This window comes from Martinezella calliandrae (assembly GCF_030272695.1).
Classification (GTDB): domain Bacteria; phylum Pseudomonadota; class Alphaproteobacteria; order Rhizobiales; family Rhizobiaceae; genus Rhizobium; species Rhizobium calliandrae.
Window position 1 is genome coordinate 115,985 of record NZ_JARFYN010000014.1, and the last position, 19,366, is coordinate 135,350.

At 59.3% G+C, this 19,366-nt stretch carries 18 protein-coding genes and 1 tRNA gene; 15 read left to right on the forward strand and 4 right to left on the reverse strand.

Annotated elements, in window-relative coordinates:
- The first annotated feature begins 14 nt into the window (after positions 1-14).
- The 6 genes from tatB to PY650_RS13405 all read left to right on the forward strand — a co-directional run bounded on the left by tatB (position 15) and on the right by PY650_RS13405 (position 6,368).
- Positions 15-704, forward strand: coding sequence for a Sec-independent protein translocase protein TatB (tatB, locus tag PY650_RS13380; RefSeq protein WP_285879749.1), 690 nt, complete (start codon positions 15-17; stop codon positions 702-704).
- The gene (gene tatC / locus PY650_RS13385; protein WP_285879750.1) at positions 701-1,528 is read left to right on the forward strand and encodes a twin-arginine translocase subunit TatC; all 828 of its coding nucleotides are present in this window, start codon (positions 701-703) and stop codon (positions 1,526-1,528) included. The genes tatB and tatC overlap by 4 nt, the downstream gene beginning before the upstream one ends.
- A gap of 100 nt (positions 1,529-1,628) precedes the next feature.
- Positions 1,629-2,912 (forward strand): serine--tRNA ligase, encoded by a 1,284-nt coding sequence (gene serS / locus PY650_RS13390; RefSeq protein WP_285879751.1) that lies wholly within the window; start codon positions 1,629-1,631, stop codon positions 2,910-2,912.
- A 68-nt stretch (positions 2,913-2,980) separates the two neighbouring features.
- A complete protein-coding gene (gene surE / locus PY650_RS13395; RefSeq protein WP_285879753.1) occupies positions 2,981-3,754 on the forward strand; it encodes a 5'/3'-nucleotidase SurE in 774 nt (257 codons plus the stop codon).
- Positions 3,751-4,404, forward strand: coding sequence for a protein-L-isoaspartate(D-aspartate) O-methyltransferase (locus tag PY650_RS13400; RefSeq protein WP_285879755.1), 654 nt, complete (start codon positions 3,751-3,753; stop codon positions 4,402-4,404). The genes surE and PY650_RS13400 overlap by 4 nt, the downstream gene beginning before the upstream one ends.
- Before the next feature lie 170 nt (positions 4,405-4,574).
- Entirely contained in the window at positions 4,575-6,368 is a 1,794-nt protein-coding gene (locus PY650_RS13405; RefSeq protein ID WP_285879756.1) for a peptidoglycan DD-metalloendopeptidase family protein, read from the forward strand.
- Between the two features lie 78 nt (positions 6,369-6,446).
- On the opposite strand, the gene PY650_RS13410 is transcribed toward PY650_RS13405, so the two are convergent.
- Positions 6,447-7,319 (reverse strand): ATP-binding protein, encoded by an 873-nt coding sequence (locus tag PY650_RS13410; RefSeq protein WP_285879758.1) that lies wholly within the window; start codon positions 7,317-7,319, stop codon positions 6,447-6,449.
- A 205-nt stretch (positions 7,320-7,524) separates the two neighbouring features.
- On the opposite strand from PY650_RS13410, the gene yajC reads away from it, so the two are divergent.
- The 5 genes from yajC to PY650_RS13435 all read left to right on the forward strand — a co-directional run bounded on the left by yajC (position 7,525) and on the right by PY650_RS13435 (position 12,391).
- A complete protein-coding gene (yajC, locus tag PY650_RS13415) occupies positions 7,525-7,875 on the forward strand; it encodes a preprotein translocase subunit YajC (protein WP_285867360.1) in 351 nt (116 codons plus the stop codon).
- 165 nt (positions 7,876-8,040) lie between these two features.
- The gene (gene secDF, locus PY650_RS13420) at positions 8,041-10,584 is read left to right on the forward strand and encodes a protein translocase subunit SecDF (RefSeq protein WP_285879761.1); all 2,544 of its coding nucleotides are present in this window, start codon (positions 8,041-8,043) and stop codon (positions 10,582-10,584) included.
- A gap of 4 nt (positions 10,585-10,588) precedes the next feature.
- The gene (locus tag PY650_RS13425; RefSeq protein ID WP_285879763.1) at positions 10,589-10,975 is read left to right on the forward strand and encodes an Mth938-like domain-containing protein; all 387 of its coding nucleotides are present in this window, start codon (positions 10,589-10,591) and stop codon (positions 10,973-10,975) included.
- Between the two features lie 18 nt (positions 10,976-10,993).
- Positions 10,994-11,854: a phytoene/squalene synthase family protein gene (locus PY650_RS13430; RefSeq protein ID WP_285879765.1), complete on the forward strand. Its 861-nt coding sequence runs from the start codon at positions 10,994-10,996 to the stop codon at positions 11,852-11,854.
- A gap of 75 nt (positions 11,855-11,929) precedes the next feature.
- A complete protein-coding gene (locus tag PY650_RS13435) occupies positions 11,930-12,391 on the forward strand; it encodes a hypothetical protein (RefSeq protein WP_285879768.1) in 462 nt (153 codons plus the stop codon).
- 7 nt (positions 12,392-12,398) lie between these two features.
- Here the strand turns inward: PY650_RS13435 and trmFO are convergent, their stop codons facing one another.
- From trmFO to PY650_RS13450, 3 genes are all read right to left on the reverse strand, one after another.
- Positions 12,399-13,835 (reverse strand): methylenetetrahydrofolate--tRNA-(uracil(54)-C(5))-methyltransferase (FADH(2)-oxidizing) TrmFO, encoded by a 1,437-nt coding sequence (trmFO, locus tag PY650_RS13440; RefSeq protein ID WP_285879770.1) that lies wholly within the window; start codon positions 13,833-13,835, stop codon positions 12,399-12,401.
- 113 nt (positions 13,836-13,948) lie between these two features.
- Entirely contained in the window at positions 13,949-14,092 is a 144-nt protein-coding gene (locus PY650_RS13445; RefSeq protein ID WP_120706345.1) for a DUF1127 domain-containing protein, read from the reverse strand.
- Positions 14,093-14,398: 306 nt separating this feature from the next.
- Complete coding sequence (locus tag PY650_RS13450) at positions 14,399-14,545, reverse strand: DUF1127 domain-containing protein (protein WP_007690983.1); 147 nt, start codon at positions 14,543-14,545, stop codon at positions 14,399-14,401.
- An 898-nt stretch (positions 14,546-15,443) separates the two neighbouring features.
- Between PY650_RS13450 and PY650_RS13455 the strand changes: the two genes are divergently transcribed.
- From PY650_RS13455 to tig, 4 genes are all read left to right on the forward strand, one after another.
- On the forward strand, positions 15,444-16,598 hold the full coding sequence (locus tag PY650_RS13455) for a DUF2157 domain-containing protein (RefSeq protein ID WP_285879771.1): 1,155 nt from the start codon (positions 15,444-15,446) through the stop codon (positions 16,596-16,598).
- Positions 16,595-17,215: a GDYXXLXY domain-containing protein gene (locus PY650_RS13460; protein WP_285879772.1), complete on the forward strand. Its 621-nt coding sequence runs from the start codon at positions 16,595-16,597 to the stop codon at positions 17,213-17,215. Before PY650_RS13455 ends, PY650_RS13460 begins: the two co-directional genes overlap by 4 nt.
- A gap of 144 nt (positions 17,216-17,359) precedes the next feature.
- Positions 17,360-17,444: transfer RNA gene (locus tag PY650_RS13465), tRNA-Leu, on the forward strand.
- Between the two features lie 275 nt (positions 17,445-17,719).
- Positions 17,720-19,219: a trigger factor gene (tig, locus tag PY650_RS13470; protein WP_285879773.1), complete on the forward strand. Its 1,500-nt coding sequence runs from the start codon at positions 17,720-17,722 to the stop codon at positions 19,217-19,219.
- Positions 19,220-19,366 lie beyond the last annotated feature (147 nt).

Consider the following 19,366-nt stretch of genomic DNA (forward strand, 5'->3'; position numbering starts at 1 on the left):
CCAGGAGCCTTTTGATGTTCGATGTAGGCTGGTCTGAGCTGCTGATTATCGCTATCGTGGCGCTCGTGGTCATTGGCCCTAAGGAACTGCCGTCGACTTTGCGGACGATCGGTAAGATGACGGCGCGGGCCCGAAAAGTGGCCGGCGAATTCCGCGCGCAATTCGATGAGGCCATGCGTGAGGCGGAGCTCGACGATGTGCGCCAGACGATCTCCGATGCGCAGAAACTCAATCCGGTCAATTCGTTGCGAGAGGCGATGAACCCGTTGCGCCAGATGGGCAACGAGATCAAGGCCGATCTGCAGCGATCGTCGACGGTGGATAAGCCCGAGGTTGCCACCTCCACGCCGGCTGTCCAGGTTTCCGAACCGTCCATGGGGCTGCCGGAGACGCCTCCGATTGTTCCTGCTGCAGATGCGACCGCGCCGATTGTTTCCCCTTCGCCGGTGACCCCGGCTCCGCCGGCCGTCATTTCCGAAGAGACGCCCGCAAAGCCGAAAACCGTCCGCAAGCCACGGGCGAAAACGCCGGCCAAGACGGATGAAGTTGTTGCTGCTGCTGTGGTCGACACATCGGTTGTCGCGGAGAAGCCGAAGCGCGCGCCCCGCAAGGCTGCAACCACCGCGACGGATGCTCCCACCGCTGCGCCAAGAAAGCGCGCAACAGCCAGCAAACCCACGCCTAACAAGAAGGACCAGGCATGACGGGTGATATTGACGATAAGCCGCAGCCGCTTATCGAACACCTCATGGAATTGCGCACGCGGCTGATTTGGTCGCTGGTGGCATTTTTCGTTGCCTTCATCGGCTGCTTCGCCTTTGCCAAGCATCTCTTCAACTATCTGGTCTATCCGTACAAATGGGCTGTCGTTTGGGCCCATCTCGATATCGCCAAGGCCGAACTGATATACACCGCGCCGCAGGAGTTTTTCTTCACGCAGGTGAAGGTCGCAATGTTTGGCGCACTGGTCATCGCCTTCCCGATCATTGCCGCACAGATCTACAAATTCGTGGCGCCGGGCCTCTACAAGAACGAGCGCGCCGCTTTCCTGCCGTTCCTGATCGCATCGCCGGTCTTGTTTTTGATGGGTGCTGCGCTCGTCTACTTCTTCTTCTGCCCGATGGTCATGTGGTTCTTCCTGAAGATGCAGCAGTCGCCGGCTGACGGGCAGGTGGGGATCGCCCTGCTGCCGAAGGTCTCGGAATATCTGAGCCTGATCATGACGCTGGTCTTTTCCTTCGGCCTCGTTTTCCAATTGCCGGTCATTACAACGCTGCTCGCCCGCGTCGGACTGCTGACCTCGCAATGGCTGGCGGAAAAGCGCAAGTTCGCAATCGTCTTCGCCTTCATCGTCGCCGCCGTGCTGACGCCGCCGGATCCGATGTCCCAGATCGGCCTTGCACTGCCGACGATCCTTCTCTACGAGATTTCCATCTACGCGGCGCGACTCGTGGAACGCCAGCGTGCCCGGCAAGCGCTCGAGGAGAGTGGCGAGACTTCGGACGTCGCCAAGACTGATAGTGTCTAAGCGACAGGTTGGGATCGTCTTTTCATAGAGTTTTGCCGGTTCGATCTCCGACCGAAATCTCGGTCGGAGCTACGCTCATGTGCAACGACCTGGAACGACGATGCTTGATATCAGATGGATTCGTGAGAATGCCGAGGCTTTGGATGTAGCGCTTGCCAAGCGTGGCGCGGAGCCTTTGTCGCAAACCCTCATTGCGCTCGACGAGAAGCGTCGCTCCGTCATCCAGTCCGTCCAGGATATGCAGTCGCGCCGCAACGCCGCATCGAAGGAAATCGGCGCCGCCATGGCACAGAAGAATACCGAGCTTGCCGAGAAGCTGAAGGCCGAAGTCGCCGAGATCAAGACGTCGCTACCGGCAGCGGAAGAAGAAGAGCGCGTGCTGACGGCCGAACTCAACGACGCATTGTCGCGCATTCCCAATATCCCGCTGGATGACGTGCCGGTTGGCAAGGATGAACACGACAATGTCGTCAAGCATGCCTGGGGCGCCAAGCCAACCTGGAACCATAAGCCCAAGGAGCACTTCGAGATCGGCGAAGCGCTGGGCTACATGGATTTCGAGCGCGCCGCCAAGCTCTCTGGCTCGCGTTTCACGGTGCTGACCTCGCAACTGGCGCGCCTGGAAAGGGCGCTTGGTCAGTTCATGCTGGATCTTCACACGGGTGAGCACGGCTATACCGAAGTCAGCTCTCCGCTGATGGTGCGCGACGAGGCTATGTTCGGCACCGGCCAATTGCCGAAATTCGCCGAAGACCTGTTCAAGACCACGGATGGCCGTTGGTTGATCCCGACAGCAGAAGTGACGTTGACCAACCTCGTCTCCGGCGAAATCCTCGATCAGGAGAAGTTGCCGCTGCGTTTCACGGCGCTGACGCCGTCTTTCCGTTCGGAAGCGGGTTCGGCCGGTCGCGATACGCGTGGTATGCTGCGCCAGCACCAGTTCTGGAAATGCGAGCTCGTGTCCATCACCGACGCCGAAAGCTCGATCGCCGAGCACGAGCGCATGACCGCCTGTGCCGAGGAAGTACTGAAGCGTCTTGGCCTCCATTACCGCGTCATGACGCTATCGACCGGCGACATGGGCTTCGGAGCCCGCAAGACCTATGATCTCGAAGTCTGGCTACCGGGGCAGGATACCTATCGTGAAATCTCTTCCTGCTCGGTCTGCGGCGATTTTCAGGCGCGACGCATGAATGCGCGCTACCGCGGCAAGGACGACAAGGCGACGAAATTCGTTCACACGCTGAACGGCTCAGGCACCGCGGTCGGCCGCTGCCTGATCGCTGTTGTCGAGAATTATCTGAACGAAGACGGCTCGGTTACTGTTCCGGACGCACTGCTGCCATATATGGGTGGTCTGAAGAGGATCGAGCGGGCAGCATGACTTGATGTCACATGGTTCCGAAAACCGATTCACACTTTTCGGGATCATGTTTTTTGAGCGGTGGGGCAATGCGGATACTTCTGACCAATGACGACGGCATTCATGCTGAAGGGCTGGCCGTGTTGGAGCGCATCGCCCGCACCATGTCTGATGATGTCTGGATCGTTGCTCCGGAAACCGACCAGAGTGGCCTTGCCCATTCACTGAGCCTTTCCGAACCATTGCGTCTGCGCAGGGTCTCCGAGAAGCAATATGCGCTACGCGGCACGCCGACCGATTGCGTCATCATGGGCATCCGCCAGGTCATGGACATCAAGCCGGACCTGATACTCTCGGGGGTCAACTCTGGCTCCAATGTTGCTGATGATGTCACCTATTCGGGCACGATCGCAGGCGCGATCGAAGGAACATTGCAGGGCGTGCGGTCCTTTGCGCTGAGCCAAGCTTATCTGCATGAGAATGGAACGCGAGTCGTGCCCTGGGAGGTGGTCGAGGCGCATGCACCCGCACTCCTCGGCAAGCTCATCGATATCGATTTTCCCGACGGCACTTTCCTCAACCTGAACTTCCCGAACTGTCGACCGGACCAAGTTTCCGGCATCGAAGTCACGTCGCAGGGCAATCTGGCTTTCAATCTGCAGGTCGAGGAACGGGCCGATGGACGCGGCTTTCCCTATTATTGGCTGCGCTTCGGCGAACGCAGCGGCATATTTCGTCCGGGCACCGATATCCATGCGTTGAAAGAAAATCGTATTTCGGTAACTCCTTTGAAACTCGATTTGACGGATTATTCGGTGCAAGACCGCGTGGCGCGGGCGCTCGGGTATGGAGTAGCGGATTGACAGCTCGTTTGGTCGAGAAGGAAGGCTTTGCGGCCGTCGTGTTGCGGCTGCGGGCCGAGGGCATATTGGACCTCGATCTGATGACGGCTGTCGAACAGACGCCGCGCCTTCCCTTCGTGCCCCTGCAATTTGCCGATGACGCCTATTCCAGCCGAACAATCCCAATCGAATGCGGTGCCTTCATGGAGGGCATCGATCTGGTCGTCCGGGTTCTTCACAGCCTGAAGATCAAGCCCGGTCACCGCGTTTTGGAAGTTGGAACAGGCAGCGGTTTCACGGCCGCCGTCATGGGGCGTATTGCCGAGCGGGTGCTGACGGTCGATCGCTATAAGACACTCACGACGGCAGCGCAGCAGCGCATGGACGCCTTGGGCCTGCGCAACGTTATCATTCGCCAGGCTGACGGCAGCGTCGGAATGCCGGGCGAGGGCACTTTCGATCGCATCCTAGTGACTTCGGCCTTCACCGCCATGCCCCGGTTTTTTGCCGAACAACTGGTTTCCGGCGGATCGATGATCGCGCCCCTGATACTTTCAGACACGACCTGCCGCATGGTGCGTCTCACCAAGACCGGCAGCCGTTTCGAGCGAGAGGAACTTTTTGACGTTCCCTATCAGCCGATCGTGCCGATGCTCGCCTCCTATCTTTGAGGCCTAATTTAGGTTGAGATCCCTGAACTATCCCCGCAAGCGCGGGGATTTCTGTTCTATGGTTAGCAATTCCTCAAAAAAACACATGCGACACCAGTGCTTTAACCGCATGGTAAGATTAACGCGCTTTAATCGACCCATAAACGGTTGCGTCTCAAGTGGGTCGAGTCATGGGTTTCAGTCTTTCGTCAAACTTCGGTAAATCGGCAGGGAAAGTCCTGGTGGCCATACTCCTGGCGAGCACCGCGACAGCTTGTAGTTCGGACACGACGCGCTTCGGCGGGCTCTTCGCGGGCTCTCCGGATCAGATGACGACCGGCTCGATCAATCGTCGCGGCCTGACCGGCCCCGACGGCGATCCGGTGCCGCGTGCCGACGTTGCCCAGGGCGGCGGCTATCAGCAGCAGGATTATTCACAACAAAACGCGCCAGTTACGCGGCCCTATCCGAATTCCCCGGCCCGCTATAATCCATCCTATTCGAGTGCCCGCGTGTCGACGGCGCCGGTCGCGATCCAGCGCTCCGATCTCGCGGCCCCGACGGCCTCTGCAGCGCCGGTTCGCCCGCATGTCGCATCAAAGGCCGAAAAGGAAGCGCTCGCCCAGCCGTTCCCGGCATCGCATGGCAAGGCTTCCGTGTCTCGGATGGAGCCGGCTCTGGCTCCGGACGCAATGCCGACCGGTACGATCAAGGCGCCGCCCGCCGCGGCGACCTCTTCCGAGTGGACGGCGGTCAACGCGCCGAGCGTCACATTGCGTCCCGGCGAAAGCATCGACCTGCTGTCGCGCCGCTACGGCGTTCCGGAAAAGGAAATTCTGCGTGCCAACGGCTTGAGGAATAGCGCCAGCGCTCAGCCGGGCCAGCAGATCATCATCCCGACTATGAACGGAGCTGGCGCGCCCAGCCCGGCCAAGATGGCCTCGGAAGCGACGGACCTGTCCAAGGGCGGCAAGATTCCAGGCCCGGCCAAGGCTCCGGAACAGGATTCCGTGGTGCTGCCGTCCAACGGCCAGATGCGCGGCAAGTCACAGGCCGGCCTCGCGGATCCCGGCAAGCTCGCTGCGGGCAACGGCAAAGGCCCGCATCCGAAGGGCGATGGTACCTATGTCGTGAAGTCTGGTGACTCGCTCGCAAAGATCGCGAAGAACGCGGGCGTCAGTGTCGATGCGCTCAAGCAGGCAAATCACATTCAGTCGGGTGGCGGCGTGCGTATCGGCCAGACGCTGAAACTGCCGCACGGTGCAATTGCCGAGGCCGAGCCGGTGAGACCCGATCCGTTGAAGACTGCCTCGATCGAGCCGCAGAAATCCTCCGTCAGGTCGGTTGCCGTGCCGGCCATGGAGCCGAAGCAGGCGGCCGCTGAACCGACTGTAAAGCCGGCTGCCAAAGCCGCCGCCGCAAAGTCCGCGGCGATGTCGAAAGCCGCCGCTGTCGAACCGCCTGCAAAGGCAGCCCCCAAGACTTTAGCCGCCGCGCCGGTGTCTGACGCCGCCAAGCCGCAGGCGATCGCAGCCGCAGCACCGACCCAATCCGTCAGCGATGCCGCTGCCAAGGCCGACGCGTCGGCTGATGCACCGGAAGAAACCGGCATCGGCAAATATCGCTGGCCTGTTCGCGGCGCCGTCATCGCTGGCTATGGCTCCAACGTCAACGGCAGCCGCAACGACGGTATCGACATCTCGGTTCCGCAAGGCACGCCCATCAAAGCTGCTGAAAACGGCGTGGTCATCTATGCCGGCAACGGCCTGAAGGAACTCGGCAACACCGTCCTAGTTCGCCACGACGACGGCACCGTCACGGTCTACGGGCACGCAGATGCACTGAACGTCGCGCGCGGCCAGAAGGTACAACGCGGCCAGACGCTCGCTACTTCCGGCATGAGCGGCGACGTCAAGCAGCCGCAGCTTCACTTCGAAGTTCGCAAGAATTCCGCCCCGGTCAACCCAATGACGTTCCTTGAATAGGTAGTGCGTCTCAAGGAGTCTGCAAAAAGCCCGGTCACCACCGGGCTTTTTGTCGTTCCATGGCTCGGCAGGCGAAGATCAATCGCGTTCCAGCACGATGCGCTGCCGCCCGGCCAGATCCTGAATATATTGCCACGCCACACGCCCGGAACGGGCGCCGCGTGTCGTCGCCCATTCCAGCGCTTCGTGGTGCATCTGGGCGCGATCGAGGGGGAGCTTGAAGTGATCGGCATAGCCGTCGATCATCTGCAGATAGTCTTCCTGACTGCATTTGTGGAAGCCGAGCCACAGGCCGAAGCGATCGGAGAGCGATACTTTTTCTTCGACCGCTTCCGAAGGATTGATCGCCGTCGATTGCTCGTTTTCCATCATGTTCCGAGGCAGCAGGTGGCGGCGGTTCGATGTGGCGTAGAACAGCACATTGTCCGGCCGGCCCTCGACGCCGCCGTCTAGGGCCGCCTTCAGCGACTTGTAGGCTGTATCGTCGTGATCAAAGGAGAGGTCGTCGCAGAAGACAATGATGCGATGCGGCGCGTCCTTCAGTATATCGAGCAGGACCGGCAAGGAGGAGATGTCCTCGCGATGCACTTCGACCAGTTTCAGTGAGATCCGGGTGGCGCGGCGCACATCCTCATGCACGGCCTTGACGAGCGATGACTTGCCCATGCCGCGCGCGCCCCAGAGCAGCACGTTATTGGCGGCGAAACCTTCGGCGAAGCGCAGCGTGTTCTCGTGGAGAATGTCGCGCACATGGTCGACGCCGCGGATCAGCGCCAGCGCCACGCGGTTTGGCCGTGCAACAGGCTGCAGGTAGAGCCGAGCCGGCGCCCAGACGAAGCAATCAGCCGCGTTCCAATCGTTGACGGCCGGCGCCGGGCCGGCAAGGCGTTCGAGTGCGTCGGCGAGGCGGCGGACTTCCACTAGGATCAGCTTGTTTTGATCTTCGGTCACCGTTTTTCCTCCAGAACGTTAGTCGGGAAAGGAGTAAAATGCTCCCTGTGCTGCCGGTACCATGCTCCTTCCGGAGCCGAAAGGCTAAGAGGCCGGGAAAACAGTACGGTTTGCGCCTGTTTTTGTTGCATTCGCCATGATCGCAACTATATTCCGGCCACCTGACGCGGGGCCCGTTCCCGCAAGGAGTTCAAGGGAGTTCTCGATGTTTATCACCAACGCATATGCGCAGAGCGCGACAGATTCAGCCGCAGGCGTCTTCGGCGGTTCCGGCTTTGAAATGATCATCCTGTTTGTGCCGCTGATGGTGGTTTGGTATTTCCTTCTTATCCGTCCGCAGCGTGCACAGGCTAAGAAGCGTGAGGAAGTTTTGAAGAATATCCGTCGCGGCGATCAGATCGTTACGGGCGGCGGTATCGTCGGCAAGGTGACCAAGGTCGTCGACGACAAGGAACTGGAAGTCGAAATCGCCGAAGGCGTGCGCATCCGCGTCGTTCGCAGCGCAATTTCGGAAGTACGCGTCAAGGGCGAACCCGTCAAAGCTGACGCGGCGTAAGGTTTTGATAAGGGTAGGTCGAAGCGTCCTGCCACGACAGCGTGCAGTTTCGAAAATCGGATTCGACTTTCGAAAGGAACTATGCGCAAATTCAAAGCGTTACTGCGTATTTGCGCACATCGGCGGATGTTGGGGCGCAGTAAAAAACCAAAACTCGAGAGAGCGATGCTGCACGTCTCCTGGTGGAAGACCGTCCTGATTTGGTTCGCCGTTCTCTTGAGCGTTCTCCTTGCGGCGCCCAATCTGCTTAGCGACGAGCAGCTTTCCTCCTTTCCAGCCTGGTTTGCGCAACGGCAAGTCGAATTTGGGCTCGATCTCAAGGGCGGCTCGCATATCATGCTCAAGATCGAGCGTGGCGATGTGGTCAGAAACCGACTGGAGACCGTCGTCGGCGACATCAGTGCCAGACTGCGCACGGTCAATATCGGCTATTCCGGCCTGACGGGCACCGGCCAGAAGATCCAGCTCCACATCAACGATCCGGCGCAGGTGCAGCCCGCGGTGAATGCCCTGAAGCCGATCACCAGTGCCAATGGCAGGCCCGGAGCGACGCTGACGCTGGGTGATAATGGCGCCCTCACAATCGATATCAGCGATGCCGGCATCAATGAACGCGTTTCCGCAGCCATGACACGGTCGCTCAAAGTCATCCGCAACCGTATCGCCCAGTTGGGCGTCGGCGAGCCGCTCATTCGCCGGCGGGGGGCGGACCGTGTCGTCATCCAGGTGCCGGGCCTTCCTGATCCACAGCGCCTCAAGAACCTTCTGAACCAGCCCGCGCAGCTCAGCTTCCGTCTGATCGATCAATCCATGCAGGTGCAGGACGCCATGAACGGCCGTCCGCCCGCCGGTTCGGAGGTCCTGTTTTCCGAGGATGACCCCCCTGTCGGCTATCTGGTCCAGAAGCAGCCGCTCCTCTCGAATATCGACTTTGCCGACGCCGTTGCGGTGTCCAATACCCAGAACAATCACGGCAATATCTCCGTCAGGCTGACGCCCGAGGCGACCAGCCGTTTCGCACAGGCGACCGCGGACAATCTCGGCAAGAACGTGGTGGTCGTGCTTGACGATCAGGTTATTTCGGCCGCCGTTTTGAAGACCGCAATTACCACTGGCGATATCGATATCCCCGGCGATTTCACTGCACAGGGCGCGCAGGATCTGGCCGTCATGCTGAAATCCGGCCCGCTGCCGGCGACGCTGACGACAGTCGAAGAGCGGACCATCAAGCCCGGCCTGGGTAATGAGACGATGCGTTCCGGCGTCACCGCCTGCATTATCGCCGCTATCTTCGTCGCCGCTCTGATGATCGGCTTTTATGGGCTGCTTGGAGTCGCCGCAACAATCGCGCTTGTCATCAATATTATCATGGTTCTGGCAATCATGGGGCTATTCGGCATTACCCTGACCCTGCCGGGAATTGCGGCCCTCGTCCTCATCATCGGCATTGCGCTCGACGCCAACGTCTTGATTTACGAACGCGTCCGGGAAGAGGAGAAGAAGACGCATCTCCTCGTTGATGCGCTGCGCCACGGCTTCAACAGGGCCGCCGCCACCGTCGCAGACGCCAATCTGACGCTACTCATCGTTGCGGCCATTCTTTTCTATGTGAGCAGCGGCGCGGTTCGCGGCTTTGCTGCGACATTGATAACGGGCATTTTCACCACCTTCTTTACCGCTTGCTTCGTCACTCGTTCACTTGTCGACGCTTGGATTTCGCATCGCAAGCCCCGAGTCCTGCTGGCGGGTGTGCGAAGCGGAATATTCGACGGCGCGAATATCCGTTTCATGGGCATCCGACGCTATTCGTTTACGGTGTCGGCAGCATTGTCGATAGCAACTCTGATTGCCTTCGCGGCGGTCGGCATGCATCTCGGCATCGATTTCACCGGCGGTTCGATCATCGAGGTTCGCGCCAAGCAGGGCGTCGCCGATCCGGCCAATATTCAATCACGCCTGCAAAAAATCGTTCCAGGCGATGTGCAGGTCGATCGGTTGGACGATCGGCTGAGCGCCGTGATCCGGGTGCATGCACAGCAGGGTGGCGAGAATGCCGAACAATCCGCTGTGTCCCTCGTACGCGACGAGCTGGGCAAGGACTATGATTTCTCCCGTGTTGAGGTCGTCGGCCCGGCCGTCTCCGGTGAGATCAGCACGACGGCCTCGCTCGCCGTTCTGGCGGCGCTGGCGGCAATCCTCATTTATATTTGGCTGCGTTTCGAATGGCAGTTCGCGGTCGGCGCGATCGTCGCGACACTGCATGACGTCATCCTGACTCTTGGCCTTTTCGTGCTGACCGGCATGGAATTCAATATGACCGGCATTGCCGCACTTCTGACCATCGTCGGCTATTCGCTAAACGACACGGTCGTCGTCTATGATCGCATGCGCGAGAATCTGAAACGCTATTCGCAAATGCCATTGCCGATCCTGATCGATGCGTCGATCAATCAGACGCTGTCGCGCACGGTCCTGACCTCGGCAACCACTTTGCTGGCGCTTCTCGCGTTATATATATTTGGTGGCGAGGTGATTCGCTCCTTCACTTTCGTCTTGCTCTTCGGCGTCGCGGTCGGCACCTTCTCGTCGATCTATATTGCGGCACCGGTCCTGATCGTCTTCAAGCTGCGCCCGGATAAGTTCCAGGCCGGCGGCGAAAATAAGGGACAGACAGGGGGCGACGTTCAATCAGGCAAACCAGCGGTGTGACAGAGTGGCAAAAGGCATAGAAATACGGAACGCGCATTTTCCCGGTCGCGCACCGATCGACGCTTACGGCAATGGCGGCTTCCGCTTTGCCGACATGTCGCATCGCGGCTCGCTGCTCTGCCTGCCGTCCGGCATTTATGGCTGGGACATGACGCTGGAGGATGCGCTGACGCCGGCGCATTTTCAAAAGGTGCTCGATGAGGCCGCCGAGATCGAAGTATTGCTGGTCGGGACCGGCATGGACCTCCGGCCGTTGCCCTCGGAGCTGAAAGCGGCTCTACGCGCCAAGCAGATTTCTTCCGATGCGATGAGCACGGGAGCGGCGGTGCGCACGTTCAACATCATGCTGTCCGAGTCGCGCGCCGTGGCCGCGGCGCTGATCGCCGTTTGACGAGGATCAGGCAAGGACATGACGTCAGGAGCTGCACCCCGTAGCAACCAGGATCTTTGCCTGGCGACGCTTCGCGACACCGACCGTGATCGCTATCTCGCCTGCCTGCTGGCGCCCGAGGATAAGCGCGGGGGCCTTGCCGCACTTTATGCCTTCAATGCCGAGCTTGCGCGCATTCGCGATCTCGTCCATGAGCCGTTGCCGGGCGAAGTGCGCATGCAATATTGGCGCGATCTGCTCGCAGGGCAGGCGCATGGATCGAGTGCGGCCAATCCCATCGCCGCCGAACTGCTGGCCGCGATCGAACTGCATCGGCTTCCGCGTCAAACGCTGATCGATATGATCGACGCGCGCATTTTCGATCTCTACGACGATCCGATGGATACACGCGGCGCCTTGGAAGGCTATGCCGGTGAGACCGCGTCGGCGCTGATCCAGCTTGCAAGCCTTGTCCTGTCGCCGGGGGATTCCCGTCGCTCGGCTGAGGCCGCCGGCCACGCCGGGGTGGCGCAGGCGATTGCCGGGCTGCTGTTGCTCATGCCGCTGCACCGTCGCCGTGGTCAGATTTACCTGCCGTTGGAGATTTTGACGGCGACCGGCCTCAATCGCGATAGTTTCCTCGAGGGCAAGGATACAACACGGATTTCTGCGGCCATCGAGGCTTTCGCCGGCCTCGGCCGCGAACACTTGGCGAAAGCTCGGGCTGCCGGCAATATCTCGCCAGCCGTATTTCCGGCTTTCCTGCCGGTCGTCTTGGCAGAGCCTGTGCTGAAACGTGCTCAGACCCTGGGCGCCAAGTTGTTCGAGCGGCCTGTCCTGCAGCCGCAATGGCGCAGGCAGATGCGCTTGGCGCGAGCCGCCATGACCAAGAAAATCTGAAACCGACCACGTTCGCGCAAGCCTCGGGGTCTATGAAGATCGCCGAACCATTTGCCTGCATCCTGGGAGAGCCGCATGGGCATCATCGTCTGGTGCATATTCTTTGCGATCGTCGTTTTCTTTGCCTTCTTTGCGACGCGCATGGCGTCGCAGAACAAGGAAGATGGTTTGCACGATACCGGTCTTGCCATTGTCGAGTTCGGCCGCGCTTTTCCCATGGAGGCGATTAGGCAATTGCAGGCGACCGCCAACGGCCAGGCGGTTTTCGTGCGCCTGCATGATGATAAGGCCGGCTTCATGCGGAGCCTGCGCAACCACTTTGCCGTTCATCTGATCGAGCCGGGCAGGGCACGTGCTAAGGATTCAGGGACCGGTCGCGGTCTGACCGTCGATTTCCTTGACGCTCCGCATCACAACGGCACGTTCGAATTCGCCACACCGGCGGAAGCCGCCGAGGTTTCACTCTGGCTGCTCGGCAATTATGTTGCGAATGACGATCCGAAGCCGTCGGCAATCATGCCGGCGGCAAAGGCTTGAGAAAGGCTCAGGCGCTCGCGGCGACCGCCGGCGCCTGAACGCCGAGCCATCCAGCGCAATCAGCAAGCGCCCGTTTGGCGATGAGTTGCCGTTTCATGATCGTCTTGTCCTTGCCGCGGAAGCGCTTGATGCCTTCCGGCTTGACGATGGAGCCCGGTTGCAATTCCGGAAACAGCCCGAAATTGATGTTCATCGGCTGGAAGGAGCGTTTGCCCGGCTCTTCATCGGAAACGATGTGACCGCCGGTAATATGGTTGAGCAGCGACCCCAGCGCCGTCGTGTCCGGCGGAAGGGAAGGGGACTGGCCCTTGCGCTCGGCAGCGGCAAAGCGACCGGCGAGCAGGCCGATGCTGGCGCTTTCGACATAGCCTTCGCAGCCGGTGATCTGGCCGGCAAAACGCAAGCCCGGCCGAGACTTCAGCGTCAGCGAGCGGTCGAGCAGGATCGGCGAATTGATGTAGGTGTTGCGGTGCAAGCCGCCAAGCCGTGCAAATTCGGCATTCTCCAGGCCGGGGATCAGTCGGAAAATCTCGGCTTGCGCGCCATATTTCAACTTGGTCTGAAAGCCGACCATGTTGTAGAGCGTGCCGAGCGCATTGTCCTGGCGGAGCTGCACCACCGCATAGGCCTTGACGCTCGGGTTATGGGCGTTGGTCAGGCCCATCGGCTTCATCGGGCCGTGACGCAGCGTCTCGCGCCCGCGCTCGGCCATGACCTCGATCGGCAGGCAGCCGTCGAAATAGGGCGTGCCTTCCCATTCCTTGAAACCGACGCCATCGCCCGCGATCAGGGCATCGACGAATCCATTGTATTGGGCTTCGTCCATCGGGCAGTTGATATAGTCCTTGCCCGTGCCGCCGGGGCCGACTTTGTCGTAACGTGACTGGTACCAGCAAATGTCCATGTTGATGCTATCGCGATAGACGATCGGTGCGATGGCGTCGAAAAAGGCAAGCGCGTCCGCCCCGGTTTCAGCCTGGATGGCGCTGGCGAGCCCCGGTGCGGTCAAGGGACCGGTGGCGATAATTGCCTGGTCCCATTCCTTCGGCGGCAGACCCTGGATCTCCTCGCGCACGATAGTGATGAGCGGATGGTTTTCGATCGCCTGCGTTACGGCCGCGGAAAATCCATCGCGATCCACCGCCAGCGCGCCGCCGGCGGGAACCTGATGCTTGTCGGCGGCGGCCATGATCAGAGAACCGGCCAGGCGCATTTCCGCGTGGATGACGCCTACCGCGTTGCTGGTCGCATCATCAGAGCGGAAGGAATTTGAGCAGACGAGTTCTGCCAGACCGTCAGTCTTATGCGCTTCGGTACCGCGCACACCGCGCATTTCATGCAGGATGACCGGTACACCGGCACTGGCGATCTGCCAGGCAGCTTCGGAGCCGGCAAGGCCGCCGCCGACGACGTGGATAGGGGAAATGGAGCTGGTATTTGTCATGCGCGCGTCATTACCACGGGCGGGTCGACGATCCAATTGCTTTGCGCAGGAGCCGGAATCAAAAACGGCGCCGAAGAGCGCCGTCTTGAGGCAGTCTGCTCAGTCCGTTTCGATTAACGGAAAGAGCGAGAAGCGATGTTGCGGATTTCGTAGCGGCTAACGCCGATATCCGAGAGAGTTTGGGCGGAAAGGTTGCCGAGCTCGTTCAGCGTGCGGCGATAGCTAATCCAGTTCTTGGCGATACGAATCGGGTTCATTGTCTTGTCCTCGGTCATTCAGTTGCGAGCGGCACGATTGCCGCCTCAGCGCTTGACATTCATATAGGTGCGAGGACGAATATTTTGCAGTGCAAATAAAAGGCGTCTGCTATGCATTTGTGCAATATGACGCTCAAAAAGCCATCAATGCTCAAAATTTATGTGCCATGTGCGGGGCGGCATAGTTTTAGGCGACACCGTCACTGCCACAGGCGCGAACGGCGCGCAAACGAAAGAACGCCCGCCGCGGTTTTCCGCAACGGGCGTTGTGAAGGCTGTCGCTATTTAGCGAAGCCAATCCGCTAATTAGCGACCGGTGGCTTCGCGAGCTACGCGATGGATGTCGGAACGATCGATACCGAGGTCATGCAGTTCACGGGTGCTCATGCGGCCGAGTTCGGTAACGGTCTGACGATACTTGCGCCAGTTATTGAAAGAGCGGGTCAGGTTCATTCTAAGTCCCTTTCGAGGATTTGGAGATCTTGTCGGTTCCGTGATTGGTTCCGTCCGCGATCCGATGAGCGTGAATATATGCTGCGCTGCAAGAACTAAAAGAGCGAATGCTTCATGTCACCTATGCGCATGACGCATTTCTCGCCGGCAATTTGCCTAGGTGAGTGACTGCTTTATGTGCATGTCACGTTAGCGTGAAGGCGGGTTGTCGGCTCAAAAAGCGCGCACAACGGCGCTTTTCGGCCCTATTGTTGGGCAATTGCTCAGATATTGCCCGTATTTGGCCGTGGTTCACGTGATGTTGTGGCTTGGGAAGACTGTCGCCGTCGCGCGAGGAGAGAATCCTGCTCCCTGCATTATTCGCACCGTTCCCTTGCATGACCTGCGTACGGGCACGGTGCTGATCATATCCATCAATTTATGAAGAATTAACCGATTTAATCAGCAGATAAAAATAACGCCCACCGCGGGAGGAGGATGCGGTGGGCGTCATTTATGGTGATTGACGACTGGGAGGAGGAGTGTCGTCAATCCATCGGAGCGCACTGGGAGGAGGAGTGTGCAACTCCGAATTCTATCTGAGGAAATGCTTCCTCAAGCTCTTTCCGGCTTTCGCCGAAGCGGCGCGCTACTGCCGTCCTTCAATGCCCTTAAAATAGTATGACTTTTGATTTTTGTGCAGCGCAATAATTTCATGGGAGGTATGTCGGCTGTGCATGCCTTCGAAGCTTTGTATTTTGCAAATCGTAGTATAGCGAATAAAGCCTATCTCTGCATTAATATGGTGCGGCTTTGCCCTGCATCCCGCTGATTTCAGCGATGAATGAGCGACCTCGCACGTTCTTAATATGTGATAAGACACTTTGGTGAGGGAATCGCAGTTTAGAGGTGCGCGCGGATGTACCGGGGTAGACTCGAGCGTGATCTGAAAGTCTGGGTGGATAAAGGGCTGGTCGATGCGCCGGCGGCGGCAGCGATTCTCAGCGAGTATGACAGCCGTCCGGCAAGCTTTAGCCTCGGTAGAGTCCTTGCTGTCATGGCCGCACTTCTGGTCGGCGCGGCAATTCTGCTCTTCGTGGCGTCGAATTGGGATCAGATACCGCGCATCATCAGACTCTTCGGGCTCATCACGTTGATCTGGGCCTTTTATCTTAGCGCGGCCTATTTATTCGTGCGCGCCCGCCCGATCCTAGCGTCAGCGTTACTGATTCTCGGCACGATTAGTTTCGGCGGCGCCATGTCACTGGTCGGCCAGATGTATAATCTTTCCGGTGATGAGCTCACGATGTTGATCGTCTGGTTCGCAGTCGCCAGTATTGCCGCCGCGCTGTTTGGCTCGGGCGCTCAGGTGGCTCTTGCCGGTTTCCTTGCTTGGGGATTTTGCGGCCTCTATCTCTGGGAACACTACGACGAATGGTACGGAGTCATGCCCTGGGCGCCGCCGATCATGGCGGCCGTGCTGATCGCCCTCGTCCGATATGTCGATGCGCCTGCGTCCCGGCATCTGGCCTATCTCATGCTTGTGGGCTGGCTGACCTGGATTTTTGTGCAGTATGAGAGCCTGCGCGCGGCGATCCTGTTTGCCGCCGCCGGCATGATTGCCTTCCTGGGCGTCAGCCTCCCGGTTTCGCCCTTGACGAGGATCGCGCGGACTGCAGGCGCCTCACCTGCCTTCTATACTTTTCTTATCGCGACCATCGGGTTCTTTGCGATCCATGGAGAAATCAGCGATGGGGGTTTTGGGAATACTGCGGGGGTCGGGAACAGGCTGCCTCTCATCGCGGTCTCCTTCGCGACGCTAGCAAGCGCAGTTATTGCGATCATTCTGGGCGGCCGCGACAATGGTGCGGTGCGCTACCTTGTCTACTTCGTTTTCGCCAGTGAGATTTTTTATCTCGCCAATGAGACGGTTGGTTCGATCATCGGCACCTCGGGGTTCTTCCTGATTTGCGGCGTGTTCGTCGCAATCGCCGCCTGGCTGGTCATCCGGCTGGAGCAGCGATTCTCTCGTAGCAACGGGCCTCATAGCGACAGGCAAGGGGTGCAGGCATGACGATCACAGGCGACGTCAGCTCCGTTGCACGCAATTTCAGCCGCCGCATGTGGGTCGCTGCGATCGTTGTCGCAGCGCTCCAGACGGCTGTCCTCGGCTATATGGTCGGCGAAAGGGCGTGGGGCCTGAGGAGTGGCGTCGAAGTCCTATTGAAAACCGCCCCGATCGATCCGCGCGATTTGCTGCGCGGCGACTATGTGACACTGAACTACGACATTTCGCGCATACCGGTATCGACCCTGGTCGGCGGCGCGCCGACGGAAAATCGGAAAAACCAGGTTCTGTCCGTCCGTTTGAAGAAGGAGGATGACGGCTATTGGGGTGTCGTCGAATCGTCCTTCGGAACGCTGGAAGCGAAATCGGATACAGTCGTCCTCAAAAGCCTGCCTTTCGACTATTTCTCCTATGGCGATAGTGGGCCGTCTCCGCAGGAAACGATCTCGGTCACCTACGGCATCGAGCGCTACTATGTGCCTGAAGGTGAGGGCCGCGATGTCGAGGATGCGCGCAATCACGACCGCGTCGCGATCGCCGCCCGCGTTTCTGCGGATGGGGAAGCGCATATCAGAAGCCTATTGTTGGATGGTAAATCCGTCTACGAAGAGCCGCTTTACTGACTGGGTTTCGGTGTAAAACCAAACAAGGTCCGTGGACGGTCGTGGAACCGTCATTTTTCCTTTGCGTGGTTTAAAACGGGTGATATAGAGACGCCGCGCTCCAGAAGGCCCCATGGGCAGGCATTGCCGTGCGGTTTTGGGAACGCGGGTATGGTGAAATTGGTAGACACGCCAGATTTAGGTTCTGGTGCCGCAAGGCGTGGGAGTTCAAGTCTCTCTACCCGCACCAAGGCTGCCTTGTGGACTGGAGAGGCTTAACGGTCTGTCTCCTGACCCGCTGTGGACGCGCCATTTTGCCTAGAGCATCCCGCTTTCTAGTGGAAAGTGGACAAGATGCCCTAGATTCCGAGAGGTAGAGCGACCTTTTGCGCATTCGTTCGAACGTGCGGCGCTCCAGCAGAATGATGAGGAATTGCATCCAAGCCACGCTCGGGATTTTCCGGCGTCGTGCTCATCGAAACGAACGGCTGTCTGGGCACGGCCGCCATGAATGAAGGTAGGACAATGCAGGTTATCGAAACGCTCGCTGAAGGGCTGAAGCGCGAAATCAAGGTGGTCATCCCGGCCAAGGACATGGAAGTTCGCATGAACGAGCGCCTGGCCGAGGTCAAGGACAAGGTCCGTATTAACGGCTTTCGTCCGGGCAAGGTGCCGGTTGCGCATCTGAAGAAGGTCTATGGCAAGTCGATCATGGCCGACCTCGTCAATGAGATCGTTCGTGACCAGCCGCCGGCAATCCTGACCGAACGCGGCGAAAAGTCGGCGACCCAGCCGGAAATCGCTATGACCGAGGACAAGGACGAGGCTGAAAAGATCCTCGCCGCTCAGGCCGATTTCGAATTCACGCTCTCCTATGAAGTCATCCCCGCGATCGAACTGAAGTCGGTTAAGGGCGTCAAGGTTATCCGTGAAGTCGCCGAGATCGGCGAAGACGAAGTCACCGAACAGATCCTGAAGATCGCCGAAAGCGCTCGCAGCTACGAGACCAAGAAGGGCAAGGCCGCCAACGGCGACCGCGTTACCATCGATTATCTGGGCAAGGTCGACGGCGAAGCCTTTGAAGGCGGCAAGGACGAAGACGCTCAGCTCGTCCTCGGTTCCAACCGCTTCATCCCGGGCTTCGAAGAGCAGCTCGTCGGCCTCAAGGCTGGCGATGAGAAGGTCATCACCGTAACCTTCCCGGCCGACTACCCGGCCAAGAACCTTGCCGGCAAGGAAGCCACCTTCGACATCAACGTCAAGGAAGTTGCAGCTCCCGGCGAAATCGAAATCAACGACGAGCTCGCCTCCAAGCTCGGTATCGAATCCGCCGACCGCCTGAAGGAAATCGTTCGCGGCCAGATCGAAAGCCAGTACGGCTCGGTCACCCGCCAGAAGGTCAAGCGTCAGATCCTCGACCAGCTCGACGAGATGTACCAGTTCGACACGCCGCAGAAGCTCGTCGAAGCCGAATTCGCTAGCATCTGGCGCCAGATCCAGACCGATCTCGATGAATCGGGCAAGACCTTCGAAGACGAGGACACGACGGAAGAGAAGGCTCGCGAAGAATATCGTAAGCTCGCCGAGCGCCGTGTCCGCCTTGGCCTCGTTCTCTCCGAAATCGGCGAAAAGGCCGGTGTCGAAGTCAGCGAAGATGAACTCCAGCGCGCCCTCTATGCGCAGCTCCAGCAATTCCCGGGCCAGGAAAAGGAAATCCTGGAATTCTTCCGCAACACGCCCGGCGCTTCCGCCAACCTGCGCGCGCCGATCTTCGAAGAAAAGGTCATCGACCACCTGCTGACCGAAGTCGACGTCACTGACAAGACCGTTTCCAAGGAAGCGCTGCTGGCCGACGACGAAGCTGAAACGGAAGGCAAGCCGGAAGCCAAGAAGGCTACTCCGAAGAAGAAGGCTGCTGCTAAGGCTGAAGCAACCGAATCTGCCGCCGAAGGCGAAGAAGTTGCCGCCGCTCCGAAGAAGAAGGCTGCGCCGAAAAAGAAGGCTGCCGAAGACAGCGCCGAATAATTCGGCTCTCTTCCGCAACGGAATCAGGCCCTGCCGTTCGCGGCGGGGCCTTTTTGTTGGTGCGCCCAGCATGGGCGCATTCTTGTGGGTGGAAGTCCCACCGTGAGCTGGTCATGGCGAGCGAAGAGAAGCGCAACTGCGGAAGGG

Bases quoted from the DNA above. Each gene is read 5' to 3' on its own strand.
- tatB (WP_285879749.1), top strand. From the start codon at position 15: ATGTTCGATGTAGGCTGGTCTGAGCTGCTGATTATCGCTATCGTGGCG.
- tatC (WP_285879750.1), top strand. From the start codon at position 701: ATGACGGGTGATATTGACGATAAGCCGCAGCCGCTTATCGAACACCTC.
- serS (WP_285879751.1), top strand. From the start codon at position 1,629: ATGCTTGATATCAGATGGATTCGTGAGAATGCCGAGGCTTTGGATGTA.
- surE (WP_285879753.1), top strand. From the start codon at position 2,981: ATGCGGATACTTCTGACCAATGACGACGGCATTCATGCTGAAGGGCTG.
- PY650_RS13405 (WP_285879756.1), top strand. From the start codon at position 4,575: ATGGGTTTCAGTCTTTCGTCAAACTTCGGTAAATCGGCAGGGAAAGTC.
- yajC (WP_285867360.1), top strand. From the start codon at position 7,525: ATGTTTATCACCAACGCATATGCGCAGAGCGCGACAGATTCAGCCGCA.
- secDF (WP_285879761.1), top strand. From the start codon at position 8,041: ATGCTGCACGTCTCCTGGTGGAAGACCGTCCTGATTTGGTTCGCCGTT.
- PY650_RS13430 (WP_285879765.1), top strand. From the start codon at position 10,994: ATGACGTCAGGAGCTGCACCCCGTAGCAACCAGGATCTTTGCCTGGCG.
- PY650_RS13435 (WP_285879768.1), top strand. From the start codon at position 11,930: ATGGGCATCATCGTCTGGTGCATATTCTTTGCGATCGTCGTTTTCTTT.
- trmFO (WP_285879770.1), bottom strand. From the start codon at position 13,835: ATGACAAATACCAGCTCCATTTCCCCTATCCACGTCGTCGGCGGCGGC.
- PY650_RS13445 (WP_120706345.1), bottom strand. From the start codon at position 14,092: ATGAACCCGATTCGTATCGCCAAGAACTGGATTAGCTATCGCCGCACG.
- PY650_RS13450 (WP_007690983.1), bottom strand. From the start codon at position 14,545: ATGAACCTGACCCGCTCTTTCAATAACTGGCGCAAGTATCGTCAGACC.
- PY650_RS13455 (WP_285879771.1), top strand. From the start codon at position 15,444: ATGTACCGGGGTAGACTCGAGCGTGATCTGAAAGTCTGGGTGGATAAA.
- PY650_RS13460 (WP_285879772.1), top strand. From the start codon at position 16,595: ATGACGATCACAGGCGACGTCAGCTCCGTTGCACGCAATTTCAGCCGC.
- tig (WP_285879773.1), top strand. From the start codon at position 17,720: ATGCAGGTTATCGAAACGCTCGCTGAAGGGCTGAAGCGCGAAATCAAG.